This window comes from Yoonia sp. 2307UL14-13, assembly GCF_037572755.1.
Lineage (GTDB): Bacteria > Pseudomonadota > Alphaproteobacteria > Rhodobacterales > Rhodobacteraceae > Yoonia.
Map to the genome: position 1 here is coordinate 322,779 of NZ_JBBIFZ010000001.1, position 22,004 is coordinate 344,782.

Annotated in this window: 19 protein-coding genes; 10 read left to right on the top strand and 9 right to left on the bottom strand. The window is 60.4% G+C overall.

What is annotated here, in order from left to right; translation table 11 throughout:
* The first annotated feature begins 4 nt into the window (after positions 1–4).
* The 3 genes from V8J85_RS01755 to V8J85_RS01765 all read left to right on the top strand — a co-directional run bounded on the left by V8J85_RS01755 (position 5) and on the right by V8J85_RS01765 (position 4,739).
* Complete coding sequence (locus V8J85_RS01755; RefSeq protein WP_339951613.1) at positions 5–1,927, top strand: serine hydrolase domain-containing protein; 1,923 nt, start codon at positions 5–7, stop codon at positions 1,925–1,927.
* Between the two features lie 235 nt (positions 1,928–2,162).
* Positions 2,163–3,335, top strand: a complete 1,173-nt coding sequence (locus V8J85_RS01760; RefSeq protein WP_339951615.1) for a type III PLP-dependent enzyme — start codon at positions 2,163–2,165, stop codon at positions 3,333–3,335.
* Positions 3,336–3,458: 123 nt separating this feature from the next.
* On the top strand, positions 3,459–4,739 hold the full coding sequence (locus V8J85_RS01765) for a DUF3422 family protein (RefSeq protein ID WP_339951617.1): 1,281 nt from the start codon (positions 3,459–3,461) through the stop codon (positions 4,737–4,739).
* Positions 4,740–4,745: 6 nt separating this feature from the next.
* Here the strand turns inward: V8J85_RS01765 and V8J85_RS01770 are convergent, their stop codons facing one another.
* The 5 genes from V8J85_RS01770 to V8J85_RS01790 all read right to left on the bottom strand — a co-directional run bounded on the left by V8J85_RS01770 (position 4,746) and on the right by V8J85_RS01790 (position 10,555).
* Positions 4,746–5,714 carry an ABC transporter permease gene (locus V8J85_RS01770; RefSeq protein ID WP_339951619.1) on the bottom strand — a complete coding sequence of 323 codons (969 nt, stop codon included), beginning with the start codon at positions 5,712–5,714 and terminating at the stop codon, positions 4,746–4,748.
* Positions 5,707–6,714 carry an ABC transporter permease gene (locus tag V8J85_RS01775; protein ID WP_339951621.1) on the bottom strand — a complete coding sequence of 336 codons (1,008 nt, stop codon included), beginning with the start codon at positions 6,712–6,714 and terminating at the stop codon, positions 5,707–5,709. The genes V8J85_RS01770 and V8J85_RS01775 overlap by 8 nt, the downstream gene beginning before the upstream one ends.
* A gap of 67 nt (positions 6,715–6,781) precedes the next feature.
* Positions 6,782–8,503 carry a peptide ABC transporter substrate-binding protein gene (locus tag V8J85_RS01780; protein WP_339951624.1) on the bottom strand — a complete coding sequence of 574 codons (1,722 nt, stop codon included), beginning with the start codon at positions 8,501–8,503 and terminating at the stop codon, positions 6,782–6,784.
* Between the two features lie 50 nt (positions 8,504–8,553).
* Entirely contained in the window at positions 8,554–9,558 is a 1,005-nt protein-coding gene (locus tag V8J85_RS01785) for an ABC transporter ATP-binding protein (RefSeq protein ID WP_339953051.1), read from the bottom strand.
* Positions 9,551–10,555 carry an ABC transporter ATP-binding protein gene (locus V8J85_RS01790; RefSeq protein WP_339951626.1) on the bottom strand — a complete coding sequence of 335 codons (1,005 nt, stop codon included), beginning with the start codon at positions 10,553–10,555 and terminating at the stop codon, positions 9,551–9,553. The genes V8J85_RS01785 and V8J85_RS01790 overlap by 8 nt, the downstream gene beginning before the upstream one ends.
* 160 nt (positions 10,556–10,715) lie before the next feature.
* Here V8J85_RS01790 and argE point away from each other — a divergent pair, with 160 nt between their 5' ends.
* From argE to V8J85_RS01805, 3 genes are read left to right on the top strand one after another with little or no spacing between them, the layout of a single operon-like run.
* Positions 10,716–11,879 carry an acetylornithine deacetylase gene (gene argE, locus V8J85_RS01795; RefSeq protein ID WP_339951628.1) on the top strand — a complete coding sequence of 388 codons (1,164 nt, stop codon included), beginning with the start codon at positions 10,716–10,718 and terminating at the stop codon, positions 11,877–11,879.
* Positions 11,880–11,915: 36 nt separating this feature from the next.
* A complete protein-coding gene (locus V8J85_RS01800) occupies positions 11,916–13,079 on the top strand; it encodes a M20 aminoacylase family protein (protein ID WP_339951630.1) in 1,164 nt (387 codons plus the stop codon).
* Positions 13,079–13,708, top strand: a complete 630-nt coding sequence (locus V8J85_RS01805) for a pyridoxamine 5'-phosphate oxidase family protein (RefSeq protein ID WP_339951632.1) — start codon at positions 13,079–13,081, stop codon at positions 13,706–13,708. Before V8J85_RS01800 ends, V8J85_RS01805 begins: the two co-directional genes overlap by 1 nt.
* Positions 13,709–13,857: 149 nt before the next feature.
* On the opposite strand, the gene moaA is transcribed toward V8J85_RS01805, so the two are convergent.
* Positions 13,858–14,862: a GTP 3',8-cyclase MoaA gene (gene moaA, locus V8J85_RS01810; RefSeq protein ID WP_339951634.1), complete on the bottom strand. Its 1,005-nt coding sequence runs from the start codon at positions 14,860–14,862 to the stop codon at positions 13,858–13,860.
* 152 nt (positions 14,863–15,014) lie between these two features.
* Here moaA and V8J85_RS01815 point away from each other — a divergent pair, with 152 nt between their 5' ends.
* On the top strand, positions 15,015–15,488 hold the full coding sequence (locus tag V8J85_RS01815; RefSeq protein ID WP_339951636.1) for a D-galactarate dehydratase: 474 nt from the start codon (positions 15,015–15,017) through the stop codon (positions 15,486–15,488).
* A gap of 186 nt (positions 15,489–15,674) precedes the next feature.
* Positions 15,675–16,049, top strand: coding sequence for a hypothetical protein (locus V8J85_RS01820; RefSeq protein WP_339951638.1), 375 nt, complete (start codon positions 15,675–15,677; stop codon positions 16,047–16,049).
* 35 nt (positions 16,050–16,084) lie between these two features.
* Here V8J85_RS01820 and V8J85_RS01825 read toward each other — a convergent pair whose 3' ends face one another.
* From V8J85_RS01825 to glmU, 3 genes are read right to left on the bottom strand one after another with little or no spacing between them, the layout of a single operon-like run.
* Positions 16,085–16,774 (bottom strand): DNA alkylation repair protein, encoded by a 690-nt coding sequence (locus V8J85_RS01825; protein ID WP_339951640.1) that lies wholly within the window; start codon positions 16,772–16,774, stop codon positions 16,085–16,087.
* A complete protein-coding gene (glmS, locus tag V8J85_RS01830; protein ID WP_339951642.1) occupies positions 16,771–18,594 on the bottom strand; it encodes a glutamine--fructose-6-phosphate transaminase (isomerizing) in 1,824 nt (607 codons plus the stop codon). Before glmS ends, V8J85_RS01825 begins: the two co-directional genes overlap by 4 nt.
* Position 18,595: 1 nt before the next feature.
* Positions 18,596–19,939: a bifunctional UDP-N-acetylglucosamine diphosphorylase/glucosamine-1-phosphate N-acetyltransferase GlmU gene (gene glmU / locus V8J85_RS01835; protein WP_339951644.1), complete on the bottom strand. Its 1,344-nt coding sequence runs from the start codon at positions 19,937–19,939 to the stop codon at positions 18,596–18,598.
* A gap of 115 nt (positions 19,940–20,054) precedes the next feature.
* Here glmU and V8J85_RS01840 point away from each other — a divergent pair, with 115 nt between their 5' ends.
* Positions 20,055–20,717 carry an HAD-IA family hydrolase gene (locus V8J85_RS01840; RefSeq protein ID WP_339951646.1) on the top strand — a complete coding sequence of 221 codons (663 nt, stop codon included), beginning with the start codon at positions 20,055–20,057 and terminating at the stop codon, positions 20,715–20,717.
* A 31-nt stretch (positions 20,718–20,748) separates the two neighbouring features.
* Complete coding sequence (locus V8J85_RS01845; RefSeq protein ID WP_339951648.1) at positions 20,749–21,954, top strand: DegT/DnrJ/EryC1/StrS family aminotransferase; 1,206 nt, start codon at positions 20,749–20,751, stop codon at positions 21,952–21,954.
* Positions 21,955–22,004 lie beyond the last annotated feature (50 nt).

A 22,004-nucleotide genomic window follows, 5' to 3' on the forward strand; every position in this document is an offset into this window, starting at 1 on the left:
CCTGATGCCCCGTTTGGTTCGGATGTTTGGTCTTGTGGCGGGGCTTTGGCTGCTGTCGTTTCACGCGGTGTTTGCCCAGCAGGATGATGTGACGCTGCCTATTGACGATGTGGCGGCGTGGGTGGATGGCTTTGTGCCGCATGCCATCAGGCAGGCCAAGATCGCGGGCGCTGTCGTTGTCGTCGTTGACCGATCTGGCGTGGTGTTTCAGCGCGGATATGGCCTGTCCGATTGGGATGCGGGCACTGCCGTCGACCCTGAGCGGACCTTGTTCCGACCGGGGTCGATCTCGAAACTGTTTGTCTGGACGGCGGTGATGCAGCAGGTGGAGCGCGGTGCGATTGATCTGGATGCGGATATCAACACCTATCTGGATTTTGAGATCCCCCCGTTTGACGGCCAGCCGATCACGATGCGTCAGGTGATGACGCATACGGCGGGGTTCGAAGAGGCTTTGCGGTATTTGTTCGTGACCGACCCGATGCCGCTGGAGGATTACGTGAAGCAAGCCTTGCCCGCGCGTGTCTTTGCCCCCGGCAGCACCACCGCCTATTCGAATTATGCCACCAGCCTCGCTGGATATGTGGTTGAGCGGGTCAGCGGGCAATCTTTTGACGCTTATGTGGCCGAGAATATTTTCGCGCCGCTCGGGATGGACCGGTCCACATTCGCGCAGCCATTGCCCGATGAATTGGCCGATCAGATGTCGCAGCGCTATAACGAGGCGGGCGGTCCGGCGCTGGGTTTTGAGATGTTCGGGGCGGCGCCAGCGGGGGCTCTGACCGCAAGCGGTGCGGATATCGGGCGATTTATGGTTGCGCAACTGAATGATGGTGCGGGTCTTTTGCGCCCTGAGACCGCGCGGATGATGCAGGACTACCGCGCGCCGGGCATTGAGGGGCTCAACCGCATGGCGCTGGGGTTCTATGAGAAACGGGTGAATGGCCATCGCGGGATTGGCCATGGTGGTGATACGCAGGGGTTTCATAGTGATCTGACGATTTTTCCTGATGCGGGTGTCGGGCTTTATATCTCGATGAATAGCAGCGGGGTGGGGGCCGAGCGCCTCGCGATCCGGCATCTGCTGCTGGAAGGGTTTGCCGACCGCTATCTGCCGCCGCGTGGTCCGCAGGATGTCGTGCCGGGTGTTGACGCCGAGACGGCGCGGGCGCATGCGGAATTGGTCGCGGGGAGTTATTATGGCACGCGCGCGTCGTTTACGAATTTTCTCAGTCTTTTGGGGTTTTTGGGTCAGGCCAATGTTGGTGTGACCGAGGAGGGCGAACTGTCGTTTCCGGTGCTGTATGGGCTGGGGATCGGTGCCCCCGATTGGGTGGAGGTAGTGCCGTTCATTTGGCAGGATCGCTATTCCAGCAGCACTGTGGCGGCAGAGGTGGTGGATGGTGAGGTGGTGCGGCTGAGCACGGATATCTTCTCGCCCTTTATGGAGCTGATCCCGGCCCCGCCTGGCCGGAACGCTGCTGTTTTGGCACCGGTTTTGGGGGCTGCGCTTTTCGTCATTCTGTTGCAGGCCGTGTTGTGGCCCGTGCGTCGGATTGTCCGCGGCCGGATGGGCGTGCCATTTGCGTTGCAGGGTGGTCATCTAACAGTCTACCGCGCAACGGGGCTGTTCGGCTGGGGCGTCGTGCTGGCAGTGTTGGGATGGGTTGCGTTTGGCGCGATCGCGTCATCTGATCCGGCCTTGTTGGGTGGTGATTTGGATTGGCTGATGAATGGCTTGCGGGTGCTGACCCCGGTTGCGGCGGTTGGATTGTCACTGGCAGCAGTCGCGCATTTCCTGATGTCCTTGCAGGCCGGACGGTCGTGGTTTGCCCATGTGGGGCGGTTGGCGTTGCTTTTGTCTGCTTTGATGTTGGTCTGGGCCGTGATGTCGTTTCACCTTTACGGGTTTGATCTGCGGTTCTAGGCGCTTTGATATGCAACCGGGTTGTGGCTGGTATGAAAATATGCGGCCGTGCATTTTCCCTCTTGCAACGAATCCGCACTTGCCCCAAATGCGCCCTCACAAGACGCCAACGCACGCGCCTCTGGCCGGTGACAGTCATCACACGTGTTTACGTAGCGACGGTAACGTCTCTTTTGGAACTGAGCGGTCTGAGGCGGTGAAAATCCGTTATGGCCGGGTCTGCAGGAGATGACCCATGACTGTACACTTCGCGCCCGACGCGGCGCTTTTCGCTGTCGCATCCACCTCTCGTCTTGATGCTTACGTGGCCACTCGTCGCTTTGACAAACCAACGCTGGTGATGGACCTCGATCGTGTCGAAACGCAATATCGTGCCTTGCACGCCGGGCTGGGCCGCGCTGATATCCACTATGCGGTGAAGGCCAATCCGGCGCGTCAGATCATCGCGCGTCTGGTCGATCTGGGATCGCATTTCGATGCTGCGTCGCGGGCTGAAATCGCCCTGTGCCTCGAAGAAGGCGCCGACCCGTCAGAGGTTTCGTTTGGCAACACGATCAAGCGCGCGTCCGATATTGCATGGGCCCGGGATCAGGGGATCACCCTGTTCGCGGCGGATGCGGCGGAGGAGCTTGAGAAGATTGCGGAGAATGCGCCCGGTGCATCGGTTTATATCCGCTTGGTGGTCGAAACGTCACCCGGTGACTGGCCTTTGTCGCGCAAGTTCGGTTGTGATCGCGATATGGCGCTGCGCTTGCTGGATATGGCGAAGGCGCTGGGGCTGAACCCAGTCGGTTTTTCGTTCCATGTCGGCTCTCAGACCCGCCATGCCGAGATGTGGGTGCCGACGCTGGACGTGATGGCCGGTATCTGGCAGGCCGCGATTGATGCCGGCCACGACCTGACCATGTTGAATATCGGTGGCGGCTTCCCGGCCTTTCACGGTGAGCCGATAGACACGCCGACCCTTTACGCCGCCAAAGTGATGGAGATGGTCGAGGCCCGTTTCCCCGACGTGCCCCGCATCATGGCGGAGCCGGGGCGTGGCATGGTGGCCGAGGCTGGTGTGATCGTGGCCGAAGTCCTGCTGGTCAGCCGCAAGTCGGACCGTGACATGCATCGCTGGGTCTATCTGGATATCGGTCGCTTCTCGGGTCTGGCCGAGACCGAGGGCGAGGCGATCCGTTATCAGTTTGACACGGCGCGCGATGGCGATCCGATGGGCGCATGTATCTTGGCCGGGCCAAGCTGCGACAGTGCAGACGTTCTATATGAAAAACGCCCTGTCCTGTTGCCCCAAACACTAAGGGCTGGTGACCGGGTTTTGATCCGCAATACCGGGGCCTACACATCGACCTATTCGTCGGTCTGTTTCAACGGCTTTCCGCCGCTGGATGTCGTGGTAATCTGAACCGCGGCGGCGCACAGTATACATTTGTGCGCCGCTAACCATTTATAAAAGAACGGTTTTTTGTTTACAGGCTGGTAAAGCCCGCTAGTTTGCGTTGAAAGATCAGCGTGAAAGGCGCAGGCAATGCCACCGATTGAAGATCACCCGCTTCGCTATGCGATGGCCAATGAACTGCACGCGCGGCCGTTTCCGCCGGTGCTTGCCCCCAGCCGCGCCGCCTATCTGGCGATCAAGCCTGCGCAAAACGCTGCCGGACGGGATCGGGCGGCCGATCGCGCGCATTTGGTTGCGTTGTTGGACCGGTTCGCGGCACCACATCCGCAATCCGATGCGACCCATTATTATGGCCAGATTGGCAAACACTTTCTGAAATGGGAAAGCCATACAGAGTTCGTGACCTATACGATATTCGGCGAAGGCGTCGCGCAGAACCCGTTCGATGCCGCGACCTTTGCGATCTTTCCCGAAGACTGGCTGGCAGATGCGCCGGGAACGCGCGTGACCTCTGCCTTGATCCGCATCGAAGTGGCCGAGGGCGACGATGGTATCATCGAGAAAGTGAACGATTGGTTCGTGCCTGAAAGCCTGGCCATTTCGCGGGTGCTCGAGGATGATCTGGTGGTCGCGGGCGATTTCAGGATCGATCCGGCGGGGCACATGCGCTTTGCCGTTTTCGCGCGCCCGCAGACCGGCAAACGCCGGGTCGGACGTGTGGTGCAGCGGTTATGCGAGATCGAAACATACAAGGCGATGTCGATGCTGGGTCTGTCTCGTGCCCGGTCGCTGGGCCCACAAATGGCCGGGATCGACGCGACGCTGACCCGGCTTTTGGGCGATATGTGCGGCCCGATCAGCGAACCTGCGGTGGTACTGCAATCGCTGCTGGAGGTCTCGGCCGAGTTGGAGAATATCATTGCGCAATCGTCATTTCGTTTCGGCGCGACAGGGGCTTACGAGACGATCGTGAACCAGCGGGTCGAGGTCTTGCGCGAAGAGCGTTTCGGCGGGCGTCAAACCTTTCGCGAATTCATGATGCGCCGGTTCGATCCGGCAATGCGGACGGTGAAATCGACCGAAGGGCGGCTCAAGGCGATGTCGGACCGGGCGCTACGCGCTGGTGATTTGCTACGGACACGGGTGGATGTGGAACGCTCGGCGCAGAACCAGGAATTGCTGACCAGCATGGATAAGCGGGCCGATTTGCAGTTGCGGTTGCAGCGCACTGTCGAAGGGCTGTCCGTGGTTGCGATCAGCTATTACGCCGTGAACCTGGTGCTTTATCTGGTGGGGCCTTTGGAAGAGAGCTTTGGACTGTCCAAGGCGTTCATGGCCGCCGTGGCGACCCCGATTGTGCTGCTGGGTGTATGGATGATGGTGCAGCGCATTCGCAAGTCGATGGAGTGACGAACTTCATAGACCCCTGATTCTTGGGTCGAGCGCGTCACGCAGGCCGTCGCCGATATAGTTCACTGACAGCACGGTCAGCGAGATCGCGAGGCCGGGGAAAAGCACCCGTTCGGGAAAGGCGACCATACGGTCGACGCTGTCGAACAGGATTTTCCCCCAGGTGGGGAAGTCGGACGGGAAGCCGAGGCCGAGGAAGGACAGCGCGCTTTCGGTGATGATCGCTGTGGCGAGCCCCAGTGTGGCGGACACCATGATGGGCGACAGTACGTTGGGCAGGAGGTGCCGCGTGATCATCCGCCGTGCGGGTGTGCCGATGGACCGCGCGGCGAGGACGAATTCACGCTCTTTCAGCGCCATGACGTCGCCGCGCACGATGCGGGCGGTTTGCATCCAGGATGTGATTCCGATGCCTGTGACGATCAGGATGAAGATTCCGTTTTCGGGGCCGAAAGCGGCACGCAGCGGGTCCCGGAAGAGGAGCATCATCACGAGTAGCAGCGGCAGTAGGGGCAGGGCCAGAACGAGGTCGGTGAACCGCATGAGCAGCCCATCGAGGCGGCGGAAATAGCCTGCGACGACGCCGATCGTCGTGCCGATCAGGATCGCAAGGATCATCGCCGTCCATCCAACGGCGAGGCTGATCCGCCCGCCTTGCATGATGTTGGCCATGATATCGCGACCCAGATGATCGGTGCCCATGGGGCGCGTCCAGCTGACCTTGGCGTCGCCGTCCCAGAGCGCGACATAAAGCGGTCGGACATCTTTGTTGCGGATGTCGAGTTTACCGGGGTCGACGTCCCAGATGACCGGGCCGACAGCCGCGAAGAGAGTGATGAATACGAGAAATCCGAGGCCAAGCACCGCGCCCTTATGGGTTTTGAATTGATCCCACACATCCCACCATTGGCTGCGCGACACCGGGGCGGGTGCGTCTTCGGGAAGCAGGTCAGCGCCGGGTGTGATCTCAGTCATAGCGGATCCGTGGGTCAAGGACGCCGTAGAGGATGTCGGCGATCAGGTTCATCAGGACGATCAGGACGGCGAGGAGAAAGGTGATGGTCATGACCATCGGGATATCTGCACCTTGCAGCGCAAGGATCAGAAGCTGGCCGAGACCGTTCACCTTGAAGACCTGTTCGGTGATGATCGCGCCGCCGAAGATGGACGGGATGCCAAGCGCGATGACGGTCACGACGGGAATCATCGAATTGCGCAGGACGTGTTTCATGACCACGATGCTTTCCGACAGGCCCTTGGCGCGGGCGGTACGCACGTAATCCTGCCCGAGGTTGTCAAGCATGGAGGCGCGCATGTATCGGGCGATCTGTGCGGTGGTCTGCAGGGCCAGCACCATGACGGGCAGGACCATTTGCCAGATCTGGAATTTGAAGGTCTCCCAATCGCGGACGACGTGGGTTGTATCGTAGATCGACGGCAACCAATCGAGTTGCACCGCGAAGATCACGATCAGCAGCGGCCCGGTGAAAAAAGGCGGGATCGAGAAGCCGATCATCGTGATGAACGTGCCCGATTGGTCGAAGACCGAATATTGCTTGTAGGCCGAGATGATCCCGATGGGCAGCGCGATCAGGATACCGACGATATAGGACATGCCGACCACCCAAAGCGTCTGCGGCATCCGCTGGGCGATAATGTCGAAGACCGGCGCGCGGGACTGGAAGCTGATGATCCGCTGTTTGCCATCGGCGAAGTTGGTGCCAAAGGCATTGTCGATCCAGTATTGCGGCTCGACCACGAAGAACTGGTAGAGCCAGAGAGCGAAGCGGGTATACCATGGCTCGCCCAGTCCCAGCGCTTCACGCATCCGTTGTTTGACCTCGTCGGGGATGGTGAGTGGCATCTGCCCCATCGGATCGCCGGGGGCGAGTTCGAGCAGCATGAAGATGACAAAAGCGATGAACAAAAGCGTCGGGATCGACAAAAGCAATCTGCGGATTGTGAATGTCAGCATGGGGCGCCTTGGTTGATAGCTTTAGAGGGGCCCAGCCCCGGATCGCGGTCCGGGGCTGCGCGAGGCTTTAACGGTTATCGCCTGTACGGTACCAGTCGGCTGCATTCCACAGCTCACTGTCCCAGACGTTCAGATCCACACCGCCAAGGCTGTTGGCGTGGGCCGACAGACGACCACGGTGCACCAGCGGGATCATCCCGCCGCGGCTGACGATGATGTCATTGAGCTGACGCGCGATCGCTGCCCGCTCATCGGCGTCGGCCGTCTGTGTCAGCGCTGCGTGCAGTTCATCATACTCTTCGTCACAGAAGCGGCTGATGTTCTCACCCTGCCATTGGGTTGCCGGTGATGGTGCCTTGTCGCACAGACCATTGCCCAGATAGGATTGTGGATCGGTCCCGTTGAACGTGTTGGCATACATCTCGACGTCGGCGTAGAACTTCTGGAACGTATCCGGAGAGCCTGGATCGCCGCCGAAGAACACGGACGAGTCGACATTGCGCAATTCGGCTTCAATCCCGATTTCGGACCACCATTCCTTGATCAGTGCCTGAAAGTCCTGACGGACGGCATTTGTGGAGGTCTGGTAGAGGATCCTCATCGGAACACCGTTTACTTCGCGGACGCCGTCACCATCGGTATCGGTGAACCCGGCCTCGTCCAGAAGCGCGTTGGCCCCGTCGATGTCCTGCGTGTCGCAGGTGAAGGTGTCAGAGTTCACGGCCTCTGGCGCGGGCACCCAGTTGCAGGTCACTTTACCGGCCTGGCCATAGCCGACCTCGACCAGCAGCGGACGGTCGATAGCCATGGACATGGCTTGGTATACCGCTGGTTCGCCGAGAAACGGGTGTGGACGGATGACAGCGCGTTCGTCTGGTCCAAGCGCCGGATCAGGGTTGGTATTATTGAGCATGATCCGTTCGACCAGTGGGCCGAAGCCCGCGACCGGTGTACCCAGCCCGCCTGCTTCCATCGACGCGATCACATCGGGGGCCAGTTGTAGGTTCCAGGCATAGTCGAATTCGCCGGTTTCCATCACAGCGCGACCGGCTGCTGTCGCATCGCCACCACCCTTGAACGTCACTGTCGCGAAGGCCGGCTTGCTTGGGTCGCGGTAGTTTTCGTTCGCTTCCAGCTGGATCACGTCGTTGGTGCGGAAATCTGTCACCACGAAAGGACCGGTGCCGATGGGGCCAAAGTTCTGGTCGGTGCATTCGGGTGCGCGTGCGCCCATGCAATCGGCGAATTGCGCGGCCTGAATGATCGGGCTTTCACCGCCGACGAAGGGGCCGTAAGGGAAGGGCGTTTCGTTTTCGAAATTCACCACAACCGTCAGGTCATCAGGAGTTTCCACTGATGATACGCCTTCGAATTTCGTCACTTGCGCGCAGCCTGATTCAGGATCCGTGCAGTATTCATAGGTGAATTTCACATCAGCCGAGGTGAATGGTGTGCCATCCGACCATAGAATACCTTCGGTGATCTTCCACGTGATTGATTTGAGGTCTTCGGACACGCCGCCATTGGCGACCGTGGGGACTTCATCGACCAGCCAGGGGATCAACTCGCCCTGCGGATTGTAGCGCGCAAGCGGCTCGACGATCAGCGACGCGGATTCCACGTCCTTGGTGCCGCCGGACAGGAACGGGTTCAGGATCGAGGGTGCTTGCCAATAGATGATCTTGACCTCGCCGTCGCGTCCACGCTCGCCTTCATGCGCGTCGGCCAGGGCCATCGGCGCGAAGGCGGCTGTTGCAACTGCGCCCAGAAGGGCCGTTTTGAGTTTCATGTGAGTAGTCTCCTTGTTGGTTAGCTCTTATGGCCTCGGGTCGCCGCGTTTTATGATGCGGTCTCTTTTAACAGGTGGCAGGCGGTGAAATGGCCGGGTTTGACCTCGCGGTAGTCCGGTTCCACCTCTTTGCAGATATCCATGACCGCCGGGCAGCGGGTGCAGAAATTGCACCCCTTGGGCGGGTTGGCGGGTGAAGGCACGTCGCCTTGCAGGATGATCCGCTCGGTCGTCTGTGCAAGGCTCGGGTCCGGTTCGGGGACCGCTGACAGCAGCGCCTTGGTGTAGGGGTGCAGCGGGTCCGCATAGAGCGACTCGCGCGGGGCGAGTTCGACGATTTTACCGAGGTACATGACGGCGACCCGCGTCGCGATGTGGCGGACCATGGATAGGTCGTGGCTGATGAACAGGTAGGTGAGCCCGAATTGCTCCTGCAGGTCTTCGAGCAAGTTGACGACCTGTGCCTGGATCGAAACGTCGAGCGCCGCGATGGGTTCGTCGCAGACGATGAATTTGGGGTTGAGCGCGAGTGCGCGGGCTATCCCGATCCGTTGTCTTTGCCCGCCGGAAAAAGCGTGGGGGTAGCGTTTCGCGAATTTGCGGTTCAGACCAACCGCGTCCATCAGGTCACCGACCTTTGCCCGCTTTTCGTCCTCGGACAGGTTGGTGTGTTCGTCGAGCGGTTCCTTGATGATCGCCTCGACCGTCATGCGCGGATTGAGCGAGGCTTGCGGGTCCTGGAAGACCATCTGCATCGTGGGCCGCATCGTCCGCAGTTTGGGTTGCGGCGTCGCCCCGATTTCGGTGCCGTCGATACTGACCGAACCGGACGTGATATCGTAAAGCCGCAACACCGCCCGCCCGCAGGTGGATTTGCCGCAGCCGGACTCACCGACAAGGCCCAGCGTTTCGCCTTCCATCACGTCGAAGCTGACGCCATCGACGGCTTTCACTTCGCCGACCCGACGCCGCAAAAGGCCAGCATAGATCGGGAAGTGCATTTTTAGGTCACGAATGCTAACCAGGGCTTTGCGATCCTTCGACATATCAAGCATCGCGGGGCGCTCCGGTGCTTGCATCAAAGAAGCAGGCGGCGTCGTGCCCATGCCCGACATCATAGCGGGGCGGGTTTTCGCGGGCGCAGCGGTCGAAGGCCACATCGCAACGGTCGCGGAAGGCGCAGGCGCTGGGCTGGTCGACCATGATGGGCGGCTGCCCTTCAATGATGGTCAGCCGTTTAGAGCGTTCGCCATGGATCGTCGGGATCGTTTTCAGGAGGGCGCGGGTATAGGGGTGCTGCGGGTTCTGAAATAGTTCCTTCACGGGGGCGTGCTCGACCACCTGGCCCCCATACATCACCATCACCCGGTCGGCGATGCCTGCGATCACGCCCAGATCATGGGTAATCCAAATGACGGCCATGCCGAGTTTCGTCCGCAATTCCTTCATCAATTCAAGAATTTGCGCCTGGATCGTCACGTCGAGTGCGGTGGTCGGTTCGTCCGCGATCAGCACCTGTGGGTCGCAGGCCAAGGCGATGGCGATCATCACGCGCTGCCGCATGCCGCCGGAGAATTGGTGGGGATAATCGTTCAGCCGCCGCTTGGCGTCGGGGATACCGACCAGTTCAAGAAGCTCCTGCGCACGGGCTGTTGCCTGGCGCTTGTTCATGCCCATATGCTTGCGCAAAGGTTCAGCCAGCTGCGAGCCGACGGTAAAGACAGGGTTGAGCGAGGTCATGGGGTCCTGGAAAATAAACCCGATTTTGCCACCGCGGACAGACCGCAAGGTTTCTTGATCGACCGAAAGCAGGTTCTTGCCGTCGAAATTTACCTGACCACCGCGGATATCGGCTGGGGGAGTCGGCAGAAGGCCCAGCAGCGACATCATCGTCACGGATTTGCCCGATCCGCTTTCACCGACCACGCCCAGCAGTTCGCCTGGCTTGAGGTCAAAGCTGACATCATTTACCGCGTGAACCTCACCACCCCGTGTTTTGAACACAGTTTTGAGGTCCCGGACATCGAGAACAGGCAGCGCCCCGTCGGGCATATATAGAACCCTCCCCGGTGGTTCATTGTTTTTCGAACCGCTTTTTGCGGAATTGTTACGGACGGTAACAGGTATCTGGAATCCCGCAAGACGATTCCCGTTTGTGTTTCCCGACATTCGCCGCGACACTGGGCATGTGATGAATTGAGAGGCGCTTAGTTTGAAGTCTTACACAGCACGTGAACTGATGGATCGGCTGGTCGGGTTTCCGACAATCAGCAGTCAGAGCAATCTGGAGTTGATCTATTTTGTTGAGGATTATCTGACGGGTCTGGGTGTCGCGTCCGTGCGTGTTCCGAATGCTGATGGAACCAAGGCCGCGCTTTATGCCCATATCGGACCAGAGGTGGATGGCGGTGTTGTCCTGTCGGGTCACACGGATGTGGTCCCCGTTGAAGGGCAGAATTGGGACAGCAATCCGTTTGTGGTGACCGAGCGGGATGGCCGTCTGTATGGGCGGGGGACCTGCGACATGAAAGGCTTTGATGCCTTGGCGCTGTCCGCCGTGCCACTGGCGCTGGAGCGCGGGATCAAGCGGCCTTTGCAGATCGCGCTCAGCTATGATGAAGAGATCGGCTGTCTCGGTGCGCCACCGATGATCGACCATATGGTCGCCAACGGGATGCCCCGCGCCGATACTGTGCTGGTGGGCGAGCCGTCGATGATGAAGGTCGTGACCGGCCATAAGGGTGGCATGGGATATCACATGCATTTCAAAGGGTTCGAGGTGCATTCGTCGCTGCAGCATACCGGCGTGAACGCGATCATGATGGGGGCAAAGCTGATCGAATGGGCTAATGCGGTGAATGCCGAGAACGCGGCGCAAGCGCCTTCCGACTTGGCCGCGGATTTCGTGCCGCCCTACACGACCGTCCATGTCGGCATGATCAAGGGCGGAACGGCCCACAACATCACCGCCAAGGATTGCCATTTCGATGTGACGTTCCGTGTCGTGCCGGGTGAGGATGTCGCGGCGTGGGAGGCGCGGTTGGCTGAGAAAGTGTCGGAGATCGCTTCAGAGATGAGGGCGGTTCATCCCGACGCGGGCATTGATGTGGACCAGTTCTTTGCGATGCCCGGTCTTGCGCCGGAGGTAGACGGCAAGGCCGAGGGTATGGTGCGTCAACTGACCGGCGACAATGCGCGCGGCGTCGTCAGCTACGGCACCGAGGCGGGGCAGTTTCAGGAACGTGGTTACTCTGCCGTGATCTGCGGCCCCGGCGATATCGCGCAGGCGCATCAGCCGAACGAATTCATCAGCGTCGATCAGTTCCGGCAGGGCGAGGCGTTCATCAGTCGCCTTGTGGATATGCTCGCCGCCTGACACATGTTTGACGAGAGCCTTACAGGAGAGAACCGCATGCCCGTCAAAAACCGATTTGCCGAACTCCACCCCGAGATCACCGCGTGGCGACGGGATATTCACCAACACCCCGAAATCCTGTTCGAAACACATCGGACATCCGCGCTGGTGGCCGACAAATTGCGTGCCTTTGGCTGTGACGAGGTGACCGAAGGGATTGGCCGGACCGGTGTCGTCGGGGTGATCAATGGCCGCTCCGACACGTCGGGCAAGGTGATTGGCCTACGTGCCGATATGGATGCATTACCGATCCATGAGGCGACGGGGCTGGACTACAAGTCAAAGACCGATGGTGCGATGCATGCCTGTGGGCACGATGGTCATACAGCGATGTTGTTGGGCGCGGCGCTGTATCTGGCCGAGACACGGAATTTCGATGGGAAGGTCGTCGTGATCTTCCAGCCTGCAGAAGAAGGTGGCGGCGGGGGCCGCGAGATGTGCGAAGACGGCATGATGGACCGCTGGGGCATTCAGGAGGTCTATGGCATGCACAACTGGCCGGGACGGCCTGTGGGGACATTCGCGATCCGGGCGGGTGCGTTCTTTGCGGCGACCGATCAGTTTGACATCGTGATAGAAGGGAAGGGCGGTCATGCCGCCAAACCGCAAGAGACGGTGGATTCGACCCTCGTCGCGGCGCACGTGGTGACAGCGCTGCAATCTATCGCAAGCCGCAACGCCGACCCCGTGGATCAAGTTGTGGTGTCGGTGACGTCGATTGAATCATCGTCCAAGGCGTTCAACGTGATCGCGCAGCGGGTGACGATGAAGGGGACGGTCCGCACCATGTCGACGGGGATGCGCGACCTGGCCGAGAAGCGCCTGAAAGAGATCTGCGAAGGTGTGGCGGCGACATTCGGCGCGACGGCGAAGGTCGATTACTACCGTGGCTATCCCTGCATGGTGAACCACGAAGATCAGACGACCTTTGCCGCCGACGTGGCGCGATCGGTCTCTGGGCAGTGCGAAGACGCGCCTTTGGTTATGGGGGGCGAGGACTTTGCGTTCATGCTGGAGGAACGACCCGGCGCCTACATTCTGGTCGGTAATGGCGACACAGCCTCTGTCCATCACCCCGAGTACAATTTCAACGACGAGGCGATCCCAGCCGGATGCTCCTGGTGGGCGGAGATTGTCGAGCAGCGGATGCCTGTCGCGTGATGCTCAATCCCGAATTTCTGGTGTCGGATGAGGCGGCTTTGCGCGACCTGTTTCCGCAGACACATGCGGTGGCCATAGCGAAGTCGCTGACACATATCGATCAGCACGTGCGCGATTTCATTGCCCGCTCTCCCTTTGTCTGCATCGGCACGCAGGCCGCAGACGGCACCGCCGATGTCAGCCCGCGCGGTGACCCGTGCGGGTTCGTCAAAGTGCTGGATGAGAGGACGCTGCTGATCCCGGACCGCCCCGGCAATAATCGGTTGGATACATTGTCGAATATCGTCAGCAACCCGTCTGTTGGCCTGCTGTTCATGATCCCCGGCTATGATGAAACGATGCGGGTGAATGGCATGGCGCATGTGACGCGGGACCCGAAACTGCTGGCGGTGCAAGAGCGGGAACCGCGTGTGGCGATTGTTGTGACGGTGGCCGAGGTCTTTATCCACTGTGCCAAGGCATTCCGGCGGTCGAAACTATGGGACCCGGAGGCTTTGCAGGACCGGTCCGAGATGCCGTCGCTGATCAAGATTGTGCTGGATCAGACGTCTGGGGCGCCCGAGGATGCGGCAGAGCAGAAGAAGCTGGATGATGATCTGGAGGAGTCGTACCGGCGGTCTCTGTATTGATGTTGGCCCGGGCCGCGCCCGACCCTCCCCCCGGGGAGGGCGCTTTGCGACGTTTCAATCGGTAAGAGCAGTGTGGGTGTTGCGCGGTCTTTCACCGTCCAGCCGTCAGGAGCGCCCACCCAGGGTCGGGCGCGGCCCTCTGTTCCGGCTCACCCCCCCGTATGCGACATATGCCGACTGACCTGCCCATCGACCTGCTGCCGCGAATAGTCGAAATCGTGCCCTTTGGGTTTGAGCGCGATGGCGGCGCGGATGGCGTCTTCCAATTCGAAATCGGCCTCTGAGGCACGCAGAGGCCCGCGGAGGTCGGAGTGGCCCTCTTGCCCGAGGCAGGTGTAGATTTCCCCCGTACAGGTGATCCGCACGCGGTTACAGCTTTCGCAGAAGTTATGGCTCAGCGGCGTGATGAAGCCGATCTTTTGGCCTGTGTTTTCGACACGGACATAGCGAGCAGGGCCGCCGGTGCGTTCGGGCAGGTCGGTCAGGGCTGACCGTGTTTCCAGTTCCGCCCGCAGGTCTTTCAGTGACCAATATTGCCCTAGCCGGTCTTCGTTGCCGAGGTCACCCATGGGCATGACCTCGATAAATGTTAGGTCCATGTCGCGGCTGGCGCACCAATCGGTGAGTGTGAAAAGTTCTTCTTCGTTGAAGCCTTTCAACGCGACCGTGTTGATCTTGACCCGCAGGCCCGCGTGCTGGGCGGCGTCTATGCCTTTGATCACCTGCGGCAGGCGGCCCCAGCGGGTGATTTGGGCGAATTTCGCCTCATCCAGGGTGTCCAATGATACATTGATCCGGCGGACGCCCGCAGCATAGAGGTCATCTGCGAATTTCTCGAGCTGACTGCCATTGGTCGTGACCGTCAGTTCGCGCAACGCGCCGCTGTCCAGATGCCGCGACATGGATCGGAAGAAGGTCATGATATCACGGCGGACCAGCGGCTCACCCCCCGTGATCCGCAGTTTCCTGACCCCAAGCCGGATGAAGGCGGAACACATCCGGTCAAGCTCTTCCAGCGTCAGAAGTTCTTTCTTGGGCAGAAAGGTCATGTTTTCCGACATGCAATAGACGCAGCGGAAGTCGCAGCGGTCGGTGACCGAAACGCGCAGATATTCGATGGCGCGCGCAAAGGGATCAATGAGCGGAGCTGTCATGAGGTGCAGCGTATGGCCGGGCGGAGGGCTGCGCAAGCGGGAACGGGGTACTCTATGACGTTGGTCGCTGTCATGTGATGGCGGCGAAGATACGCCGCCGGTAGGTGGGGCTGCTATTGAATGACATAAGGGTGCCAGATAGCGTCAGCACCATGAAAAAACTTGTTTTGATCCTGCCCTTTGCGGCGCTCGCGGCCTGTACTGAGCAGCCAGGCCTCTTTGGTAACACCACTGGCACGCCCGCCACGGCGACACCCACGCCAACGCTGGACCCGACGCCGCCACCTCCGCCGCCGTCTGATGCACGAACGGTGGATCAGTTTGACACGACCAGCGAAGAGGACCGACAGGCCGCCGTAACGGTCGAGGCATCCGGCGGAGCGCGGTCCCTGGGGACGACGATCGCGTCGCTCGGGCCACCGACAGAGCCGGGGATCTGGATGAAGACGCCTTTGGTTAGCGAATTGACCCCGGGCCGCGTGGCGTATCAGGGGACAGAGATCAACGTGGAATTACGGCCCTCGGGAGGCGCGGCTGGCTCGGGGAGCCAGATCAGCCTCGCGGCGATGCGGCTGTTGAACGCCCCGCTGACCGGGTTGCCGGAGGTTGAGGTGTTTGCGCGGTAGTCGGGGTGATGGGTGCGAGCACTGATCGGTGCTGGCAGCAAGGAAATCAAGCGACGCTGACTTAAGGAGATTTCTGAGGCATATCATCAAGATCTGACCGAAATCTGATTAAGTCAGATGCTAGTTTGAAGCATCAAACATCAAATGGTGCTAAACAAGATGAAGATTAGAAGCGGGCTTTGCTGTATGCTCATGGTCGCTGATGCGACGTTCGCTGAAGACTGCAAACAGCTGTCAGATGAGGAACTCATAGAGGCAGTGCTGACATACGAGCAGTCGAGATTGTTAATACCAGACGAGTATGAATTTGGATCACCGCTCACCTTTTTAGAACGCCAACCCGGTTGCTGCGCTATCGAAAGGGAGAACCATGACTTCACTCCTTTGCCGAGTATTTTTGATTGGTTCATGCCTTATGATGCAGTTATGGTATCGATAGGATTTCCATATGAATTACCAAGCAGAGAAGAATACATCGTCGTATATCTCGTATCACCATGCGGCGTAGTCGGTGACCGCTTTGGCCAGCACGTATCCCCTTTGAGCTCTCAGGTGGATTAATTTGCTTGCTTCCATAAAGCGTAGGGTGGGTGATTTCACCCACCATCCGGTAACTTCCGTCCTGCCTCTTTCACCGCGAACGCTTTCATCCCGTCCGCGTGTTTTTCCAAAAACGCCCGCACCCGCGCCGCATCGTGCTTTGATAATTCCCGCAGCCACCAGGCGATGGCTTTCTGGATGAACCAGTCGTGGTCGCTTACGTAAGAGGCGGCCCAGCCGAGGATGCGGTCGCGGGCCTCTAGCTCCGCTGGTTTGGGGTTATTTTGTTTGGTCCAGGGCAGTGTCATCACGAGCGCGGCGCGGCGGGTCCACATGTGGTCGGACGTTATCCAGCGTTCGACTTCGTCCAGTCGCGATGGATCGGCTGTCAGACGTTTTTGCCCGGCGATGCTTGCATGATCGGCCACGGCCCAGGCGTCGAAATCGGGGACCCATGATGTGATCAGGTCCCATGCGCCTTGGTCGTCGGGGCGGATGCGCGCTTGGGTCAGCAGTTTTGCCGCGGCGATGCGGCCCTCGTGTGTGTTCCCTTTCCAGAGGCCCTTGGCGAGCGCGAGCCTTGTGTCGAGGTCAATCGCCGCGCGCCATTCCTTGACGAAGGCATCAATCTGCGGGTTCGCGACGCCCAGATAGGGGCGGTCGACCTTGTGATAGCGGTGCATCTCGGCCGCCTTGACCGGATCACCGGCGGCGCGGAGGAGAGCTGTGGCCTCTTTCGGGGTCACTCCACCGTCACCGATTTGGCGAGGTTGCGCGGTTGGTCGACGTCGGTCCCCTTGGCGACCGCCGTGTGGTAGGCGAGCAGTTGTGCGGGCACGGCGTAGAGGATGGGGGCGAGGAACGGGTCGATTTCGGGCATCAGGATCGTTTCCCAGACGCCGTCGCCGGCCTCCTTCGCGCCTTGGCTGTCGGTGATCAGAAGAACCTTGCCGCCGCGCGCCATGACCTCTTGCATGTTGGATATCGTCTTGTCGAAGAGGTCATCACGGGGGGCCATGACGATAACGGGAACGTGTTTGTCAACGAGGGCGATCGGGCCGTGTTTGAGTTCGCCGGATGCATAAGCCTCGGCGTGGATATAGCTGATTTCCTTGAGTTTTAGCGCACCTTCGTGGGCGAGGGGATACATGGCGCCGCGCCCGAGGAAGAGGATGTCGCGCGCTTCGGCAAGTTTGTAGGACAGGCTCGCTGTGCGTTCCTCGATTTGGAGTGCGAGGTTCAGGATGCCGGGGAGCGCACGCAGGGCGGTGAGCTTTTCGGTCAGTTCCGCGTCGCTGATATGCCCACGCGCTTGCGCCGCTTTCAGTGCGAGGATGGCGAGTGTCGTCAGCTGGCAGGTGAAGGCCTTGGTGGAGGCCACGCCGATCTCGGTCCCGGCGAGGATCGGTAGGGCGAGGTCGCTTTCGCGCGCGATGGAGCTTTCTGGGACGTTAACGACCGACAGGATCTTGTCGGCCTTGCCGTCCATGTAGCGCAGGGCGGCGAGCGTGTCGGCCGTTTCGCCGGATTGGCTGACAAATAGCGCGACCGTGCCGGGTGTGACGGGCGGTTCGCGATAGCGGAATTCAGAGGCCACGTCGATTTCGACAGGCAGCCGTGCGATCCGTTCGAACCAGTATTTCGCGACCATGCAGGCGTAATAGGCGGTGCCGCAGGCGACCAGCGTCAGCCGTTCGATCTGCGTGAAGTCGATGCCGGGGTTGGGCAGGGTCACCTCGGTCGCCTCGGCGTTGATGTAGTGGGCCAGCGCGCCTTGCAGCACGGTCGGCTGCTCGGCAATTTCCTTGGCCATGAAGTGTTTGTAACCGGCCTTGTCCACCTGCGCTGTGTCGATCTGAATCATCTTGAGCGCGCGGTTGGCGATGTTACCCTCGCGGTCGCGGATTTCGACGGAGTTGCGGGTGATGATCGCCCAGTCGCCCTCTTCCAGATAGGTGATCTTGTCGGTCATGGGGGCCAGCGCGATGGCGTCGGAGCCCACGAACATTTCGCCTTCGCCGTGCCCGATGGCGAGTGGGGAGCCTTTGCGGGCGGCGATCAGCAGGTCGTCTTCGCCGTCGAAGAGGAAACACAGCGCGTAGGCCCCTTCGAGCCGCGCGATGGTTTGCTCAGCCGCGTCGCGGGGGCTGAGGCCCCGGTCGCGGTAATGCTGGGCGAGGAGGGCGACGGTTTCGGTGTCAGTGTCGGTTTGGAAACTGACGCCGTTTTCGGCGAGAAATTCGCGGAGTTCGCGGAAGTTTTCGATGATGCCGTTATGGACGACGGCGACCCCGCCCGCCTGATGGGGGTGGGCGTTTTTGACGTTCGGTTCGCCATGGGTGGCCCAGCGTGTATGGCCGATGCCGGATTTGCCGGGGAGCGGTTCATGGACCAGCAGGTCGCTGAGGTTCACCAGTTTGCCAACGGCCCGCCGCCGGTCGAGCCGGTTGTCGTTGACCGTCGCTATCCCGGCGCTGTCATAGCCGCGATATTCCAAGCGTTTCAGCGCTTCGACCAGGATGGGCGCAGCTTCGTGATCGCCCAGAACGCCAACAATACCGCACATATCAGGATCCTTTTGCTTTTTTGGCCCGTAGCTTTTCGAACAGACGCTTGGCGAAACCGGGTTTGTTGTCTTGCTGCGCGCGGGCAACGGCGAGGTCACCGGCGGGCACGTCGCGGGTGATGACAGAGCCGCTGCCGGTCATGGCTTGATCGCCGACATTCACCGGCGCGACGAGCATGGTATTGGAGCCGATGAAGGCGTCCGCGCCGATCGTCGTTTTGTGTTTGAACACGCCGTCATAGTTGCAGGTAATGGTGCCCGCGCCGATATTGGCCCGCGCGCCGACTGCCGCGTCGCCGATGTAAGTCAGGTGGTTGACCTTGGCCCCTTCGTCGATCTGCGCGTTCTTGATTTCGACGAAATTGCCGACCTTTACGTCCTCGGCCAGTTCCGCGCCGGGGCGGAGGCGGGCATAGGGGCCGACGACTGCGCCGCGCGCGACATGGCAGCCTTCGAGATGGGAAAACGCGCGGATCGTGGCGCCGGATTCGACGGTGACGCCGGGGCCGAAGACGACGTTCGGCTCGATGATTGTGTCGCGTCCAATGACGGTGTCATGGGCGAAAAAGACGGTTTCGGGGGCGGTGAGAGTGACGCCGTTGTCTTGTGCCTCGGTCCGCGCGGCGGTTTGGAACAAGGCTTCGGCGCGGGCGAGGCCTGCGCGGGAATCGACGCCCAGTGTTTCGGCTTCGTCGCAGCGCACGACGGTGGCGGTGAGACCGCGTGCGCGAGCGATGCCGATGATGTCGGTGAGGTAGTATTCGCCCGCCGCATTGTCATCGCCGACCGCGTCGATCAGGTCGAAGAGCGTTTCGGATTTGGCGGCGATGACGCCGCTGTTGCAGAGGGTCACCGCGCGTTCTTCATCATTTGCGTCTTTGAATTCAACGATCCGGTCGAGTTGGTCGTCTTTCATGATCAGCCGCCCATAGCGGCCCGGATCGGCGGCCTCGAACCCCAAGACAACGACATCATGGGTCAGCCGCGCGGCGGTCATGGCGGCGAGCGTTTTGGGTCGGATAAAGGGTGTGTCGCCGTAGAGGACGATGACGTCACCGTCAAAGTCTTTCAGCGGGTCCTCTGCCTGCGCGACGGCATGGGCTGTGCCAAGTTGTTCGGTTTGTAGGGCAATTTGTGCGGTATCGTCATAGGCTTTCGCGGCTTTACCGACGGCCTCGGCCCCGTGCCCCGCCACGATAACGGTCTTCTCGGGCAAAAGCGCGGCGCCGGATTTCATCGCGTGGATCAGCATAGGTGCACCGCCGATCCGGTGCAGCACCTTGGGCATGTCGGAATTCATGCGGGTGCCCATGCCCGCGCCCAAGATGATCAATGCCGTGCTCATATTCGCCTCGAATGACTTTTCTGCGACTTCTAACCAGCTAGATGATTATCACAAGGTGCCGGGGTTCACATCAGTTTACACGGCGTTACAGAGAGCGGGCAAAAAGGGGTACGCGATGCGCTGTGTGATTTTCGATCTGGACGGGACGTTGGCGGATACGAGCGGTGATCTGATCGCTGCTGCCAATACGTGTTTCAGAGGCCTCGGCTTGGGTGATTTGCTGGATCCTGCGACCGATGCCGCGACGGCCCTGCGCGGTGGGCGCGCGATGCTGAACCTTGGCTTTTCGCGGGTTGAAGGGTTCGGCGCGGATGAAGTGGATCGGCAATACCGGGTCCTGCTCGAGGCTTATGCCGATGACATCAACACGCATACGGTGATGTATCCGGGCGCGATCGCTGCCGTCGATACCCTCAGACAACAGGGTTATGCCGTTGGGATCGCGACGAACAAACCGGAACATCTCGCCGAAAAGCTGATGCAGTCGCTTGGGGTCCGCGATCAGTTCGCCTCTTTGATCGGTGCAGACACGCTAAGCGTCCGCAAGCCCGATCCCGAACATCACTTCGAGGCTGTGCGTCGCGCTGGCGGTGACGCTGCGCGGTCGTTGCTGGTGGGGGATACGCAGACAGATCGCGATACGTCGCGCAATGCCGGCGTGCCTTCGGTGCTGGTCACATTCGGACCCGGACGCGATGCCGTTCTGGCCCTCGAGGCGGACGCCAAGATTGATGATTACGCCGAATTGCCCGATGTGGTGGCGCGTCTGATCGGTTGACCTTGCGGTAGATGCCCCGCAAAGTTTCAACATGACCGAAGTGTTCACCGGCAGTTTTACCCAGCAGGAACCTATCCCGGAGGACGGGATCGCGGCGGCATTGGCCGTGATGCAGCATGGTCGCCTGCACCGCTATAATGAGGCACCGGGTGAGGTGGCCGAGACGGTGCTGTTGGAAGAGGAATTTGCGGCTTCGGTCGGGGCCAAATATTGCCTTGCCGTCGCCTCGGGCGGTTACGCGATGACCACGGCTTTGCGGGCCAGTGGTGTCGGATATGGCGACCACGTGCTGACCAATGCCTTTACGCTGGCCCCCGTACCGGGGGCGATTGCGGCGGTCGGCGCTGTGCCGGTTTTTATCGGTGTGACCGAGGAACTGGTGATTGATCTGGACGATCTGGGAGCAAAGCTGGATCAGGCCAAGGTGCTGCTGCTCAGCCATATGCGTGGCCATATCTGCGACATGGACCGGTTGATGGCGCTATGTGATGCTGCAGGCGTCACCGTCATCGAGGATTGTGCGCATACGATGGGGGCGGCTTGGGATGGCGTTCCCAGCGGGCGCTGGGGCCGGTTCGGCTGTTATTCGACGCAAACGTACAAGCACATCAATTCGGGTGAGGGTGGCTTCCTCATCGGCGACGATCCCGATGATATGGCCCGCGCGATCATGCTGTCGGGCAGCTATATGCTGTTCGACAAGCACCGCGCGGCACCGCCGCCCGAGGTGTTTGCGCAGATCAAATACGAGACGCCGAATATCTCGGGGCGGATGGACAACCTGCGCGCGGCTGTGCTGCGACCACAGTTGAAACGGTTACCCGAACAGGCGGCACGCTGGAACGCGCGTTACCGAGCGTTGGAAGACGGCTTACGCGAAACGCCCGGCCTGCATCTGGTCGCGCGGCCCGCCAAAGAACAATTTTTCGCGTCATCGTTCCAGTTTCTTCTGTTGGATTGGAGCGCCGACGCCATTGCCGATGTGCTAGGCCACTGCAAGGCGCGAGGGGTCGAGCTGAAATGGTTCGGCGATGCAGAGCCTGTTGGCTTTACCTCTCGCTATGACAGTTGGCGCTATGCCCCGTCCGCGCCTATGCCGGTGTCGGATCGAATACTGGCCGGGGTTGTCGATATGCGCCTTCCGTTGACTTTCAGCCTTGAGGATTGCGCATTGATCGCGCGGATCATCAAGCAGGAGGTCGGGGCAGCATGGCAAAGGCAGGTCGCTGCCGAATAGGTGGAGAAATGACTCGACAGAGCGGACTGCCGGGCCTTATATCTGAACAA

Bases quoted from the DNA above. Each gene is read 5' to 3' on its own strand.
- V8J85_RS01785 (WP_339953051.1), bottom strand. From the start codon at position 9,558: ATGCTTGATATGTCGAAGGATCGCAAAGCCCTGGTTAGCATTCGTGAC.
- V8J85_RS01815 (WP_339951636.1), top strand. From the start codon at position 15,015: ATGAAAAAACTTGTTTTGATCCTGCCCTTTGCGGCGCTCGCGGCCTGT.
- V8J85_RS01765 (WP_339951617.1), top strand. From the start codon at position 3,459: ATGCCACCGATTGAAGATCACCCGCTTCGCTATGCGATGGCCAATGAA.
- V8J85_RS01755 (WP_339951613.1), top strand. From the start codon at position 5: ATGCCCCGTTTGGTTCGGATGTTTGGTCTTGTGGCGGGGCTTTGGCTG.
- V8J85_RS01820 (WP_339951638.1), top strand. From the start codon at position 15,675: ATGCTCATGGTCGCTGATGCGACGTTCGCTGAAGACTGCAAACAGCTG.
- V8J85_RS01845 (WP_339951648.1), top strand. From the start codon at position 20,749: ATGACCGAAGTGTTCACCGGCAGTTTTACCCAGCAGGAACCTATCCCG.
- V8J85_RS01760 (WP_339951615.1), top strand. From the start codon at position 2,163: ATGACTGTACACTTCGCGCCCGACGCGGCGCTTTTCGCTGTCGCATCC.
- moaA (WP_339951634.1), bottom strand. From the start codon at position 14,862: ATGACAGCTCCGCTCATTGATCCCTTTGCGCGCGCCATCGAATATCTG.
- V8J85_RS01770 (WP_339951619.1), bottom strand. From the start codon at position 5,714: ATGACTGAGATCACACCCGGCGCTGACCTGCTTCCCGAAGACGCACCC.
- V8J85_RS01775 (WP_339951621.1), bottom strand. From the start codon at position 6,714: ATGCTGACATTCACAATCCGCAGATTGCTTTTGTCGATCCCGACGCTT.
- V8J85_RS01840 (WP_339951646.1), top strand. From the start codon at position 20,055: ATGCGCTGTGTGATTTTCGATCTGGACGGGACGTTGGCGGATACGAGC.
- glmU (WP_339951644.1), bottom strand. From the start codon at position 19,939: ATGAGCACGGCATTGATCATCTTGGGCGCGGGCATGGGCACCCGCATG.
- glmS (WP_339951642.1), bottom strand. From the start codon at position 18,594: ATGTGCGGTATTGTTGGCGTTCTGGGCGATCACGAAGCTGCGCCCATC.
- V8J85_RS01780 (WP_339951624.1), bottom strand. From the start codon at position 8,503: ATGAAACTCAAAACGGCCCTTCTGGGCGCAGTTGCAACAGCCGCCTTC.
- V8J85_RS01805 (WP_339951632.1), top strand. From the start codon at position 13,079: ATGCTCAATCCCGAATTTCTGGTGTCGGATGAGGCGGCTTTGCGCGAC.
- V8J85_RS01790 (WP_339951626.1), bottom strand. From the start codon at position 10,555: ATGCCCGACGGGGCGCTGCCTGTTCTCGATGTCCGGGACCTCAAAACT.
- V8J85_RS01800 (WP_339951630.1), top strand. From the start codon at position 11,916: ATGCCCGTCAAAAACCGATTTGCCGAACTCCACCCCGAGATCACCGCG.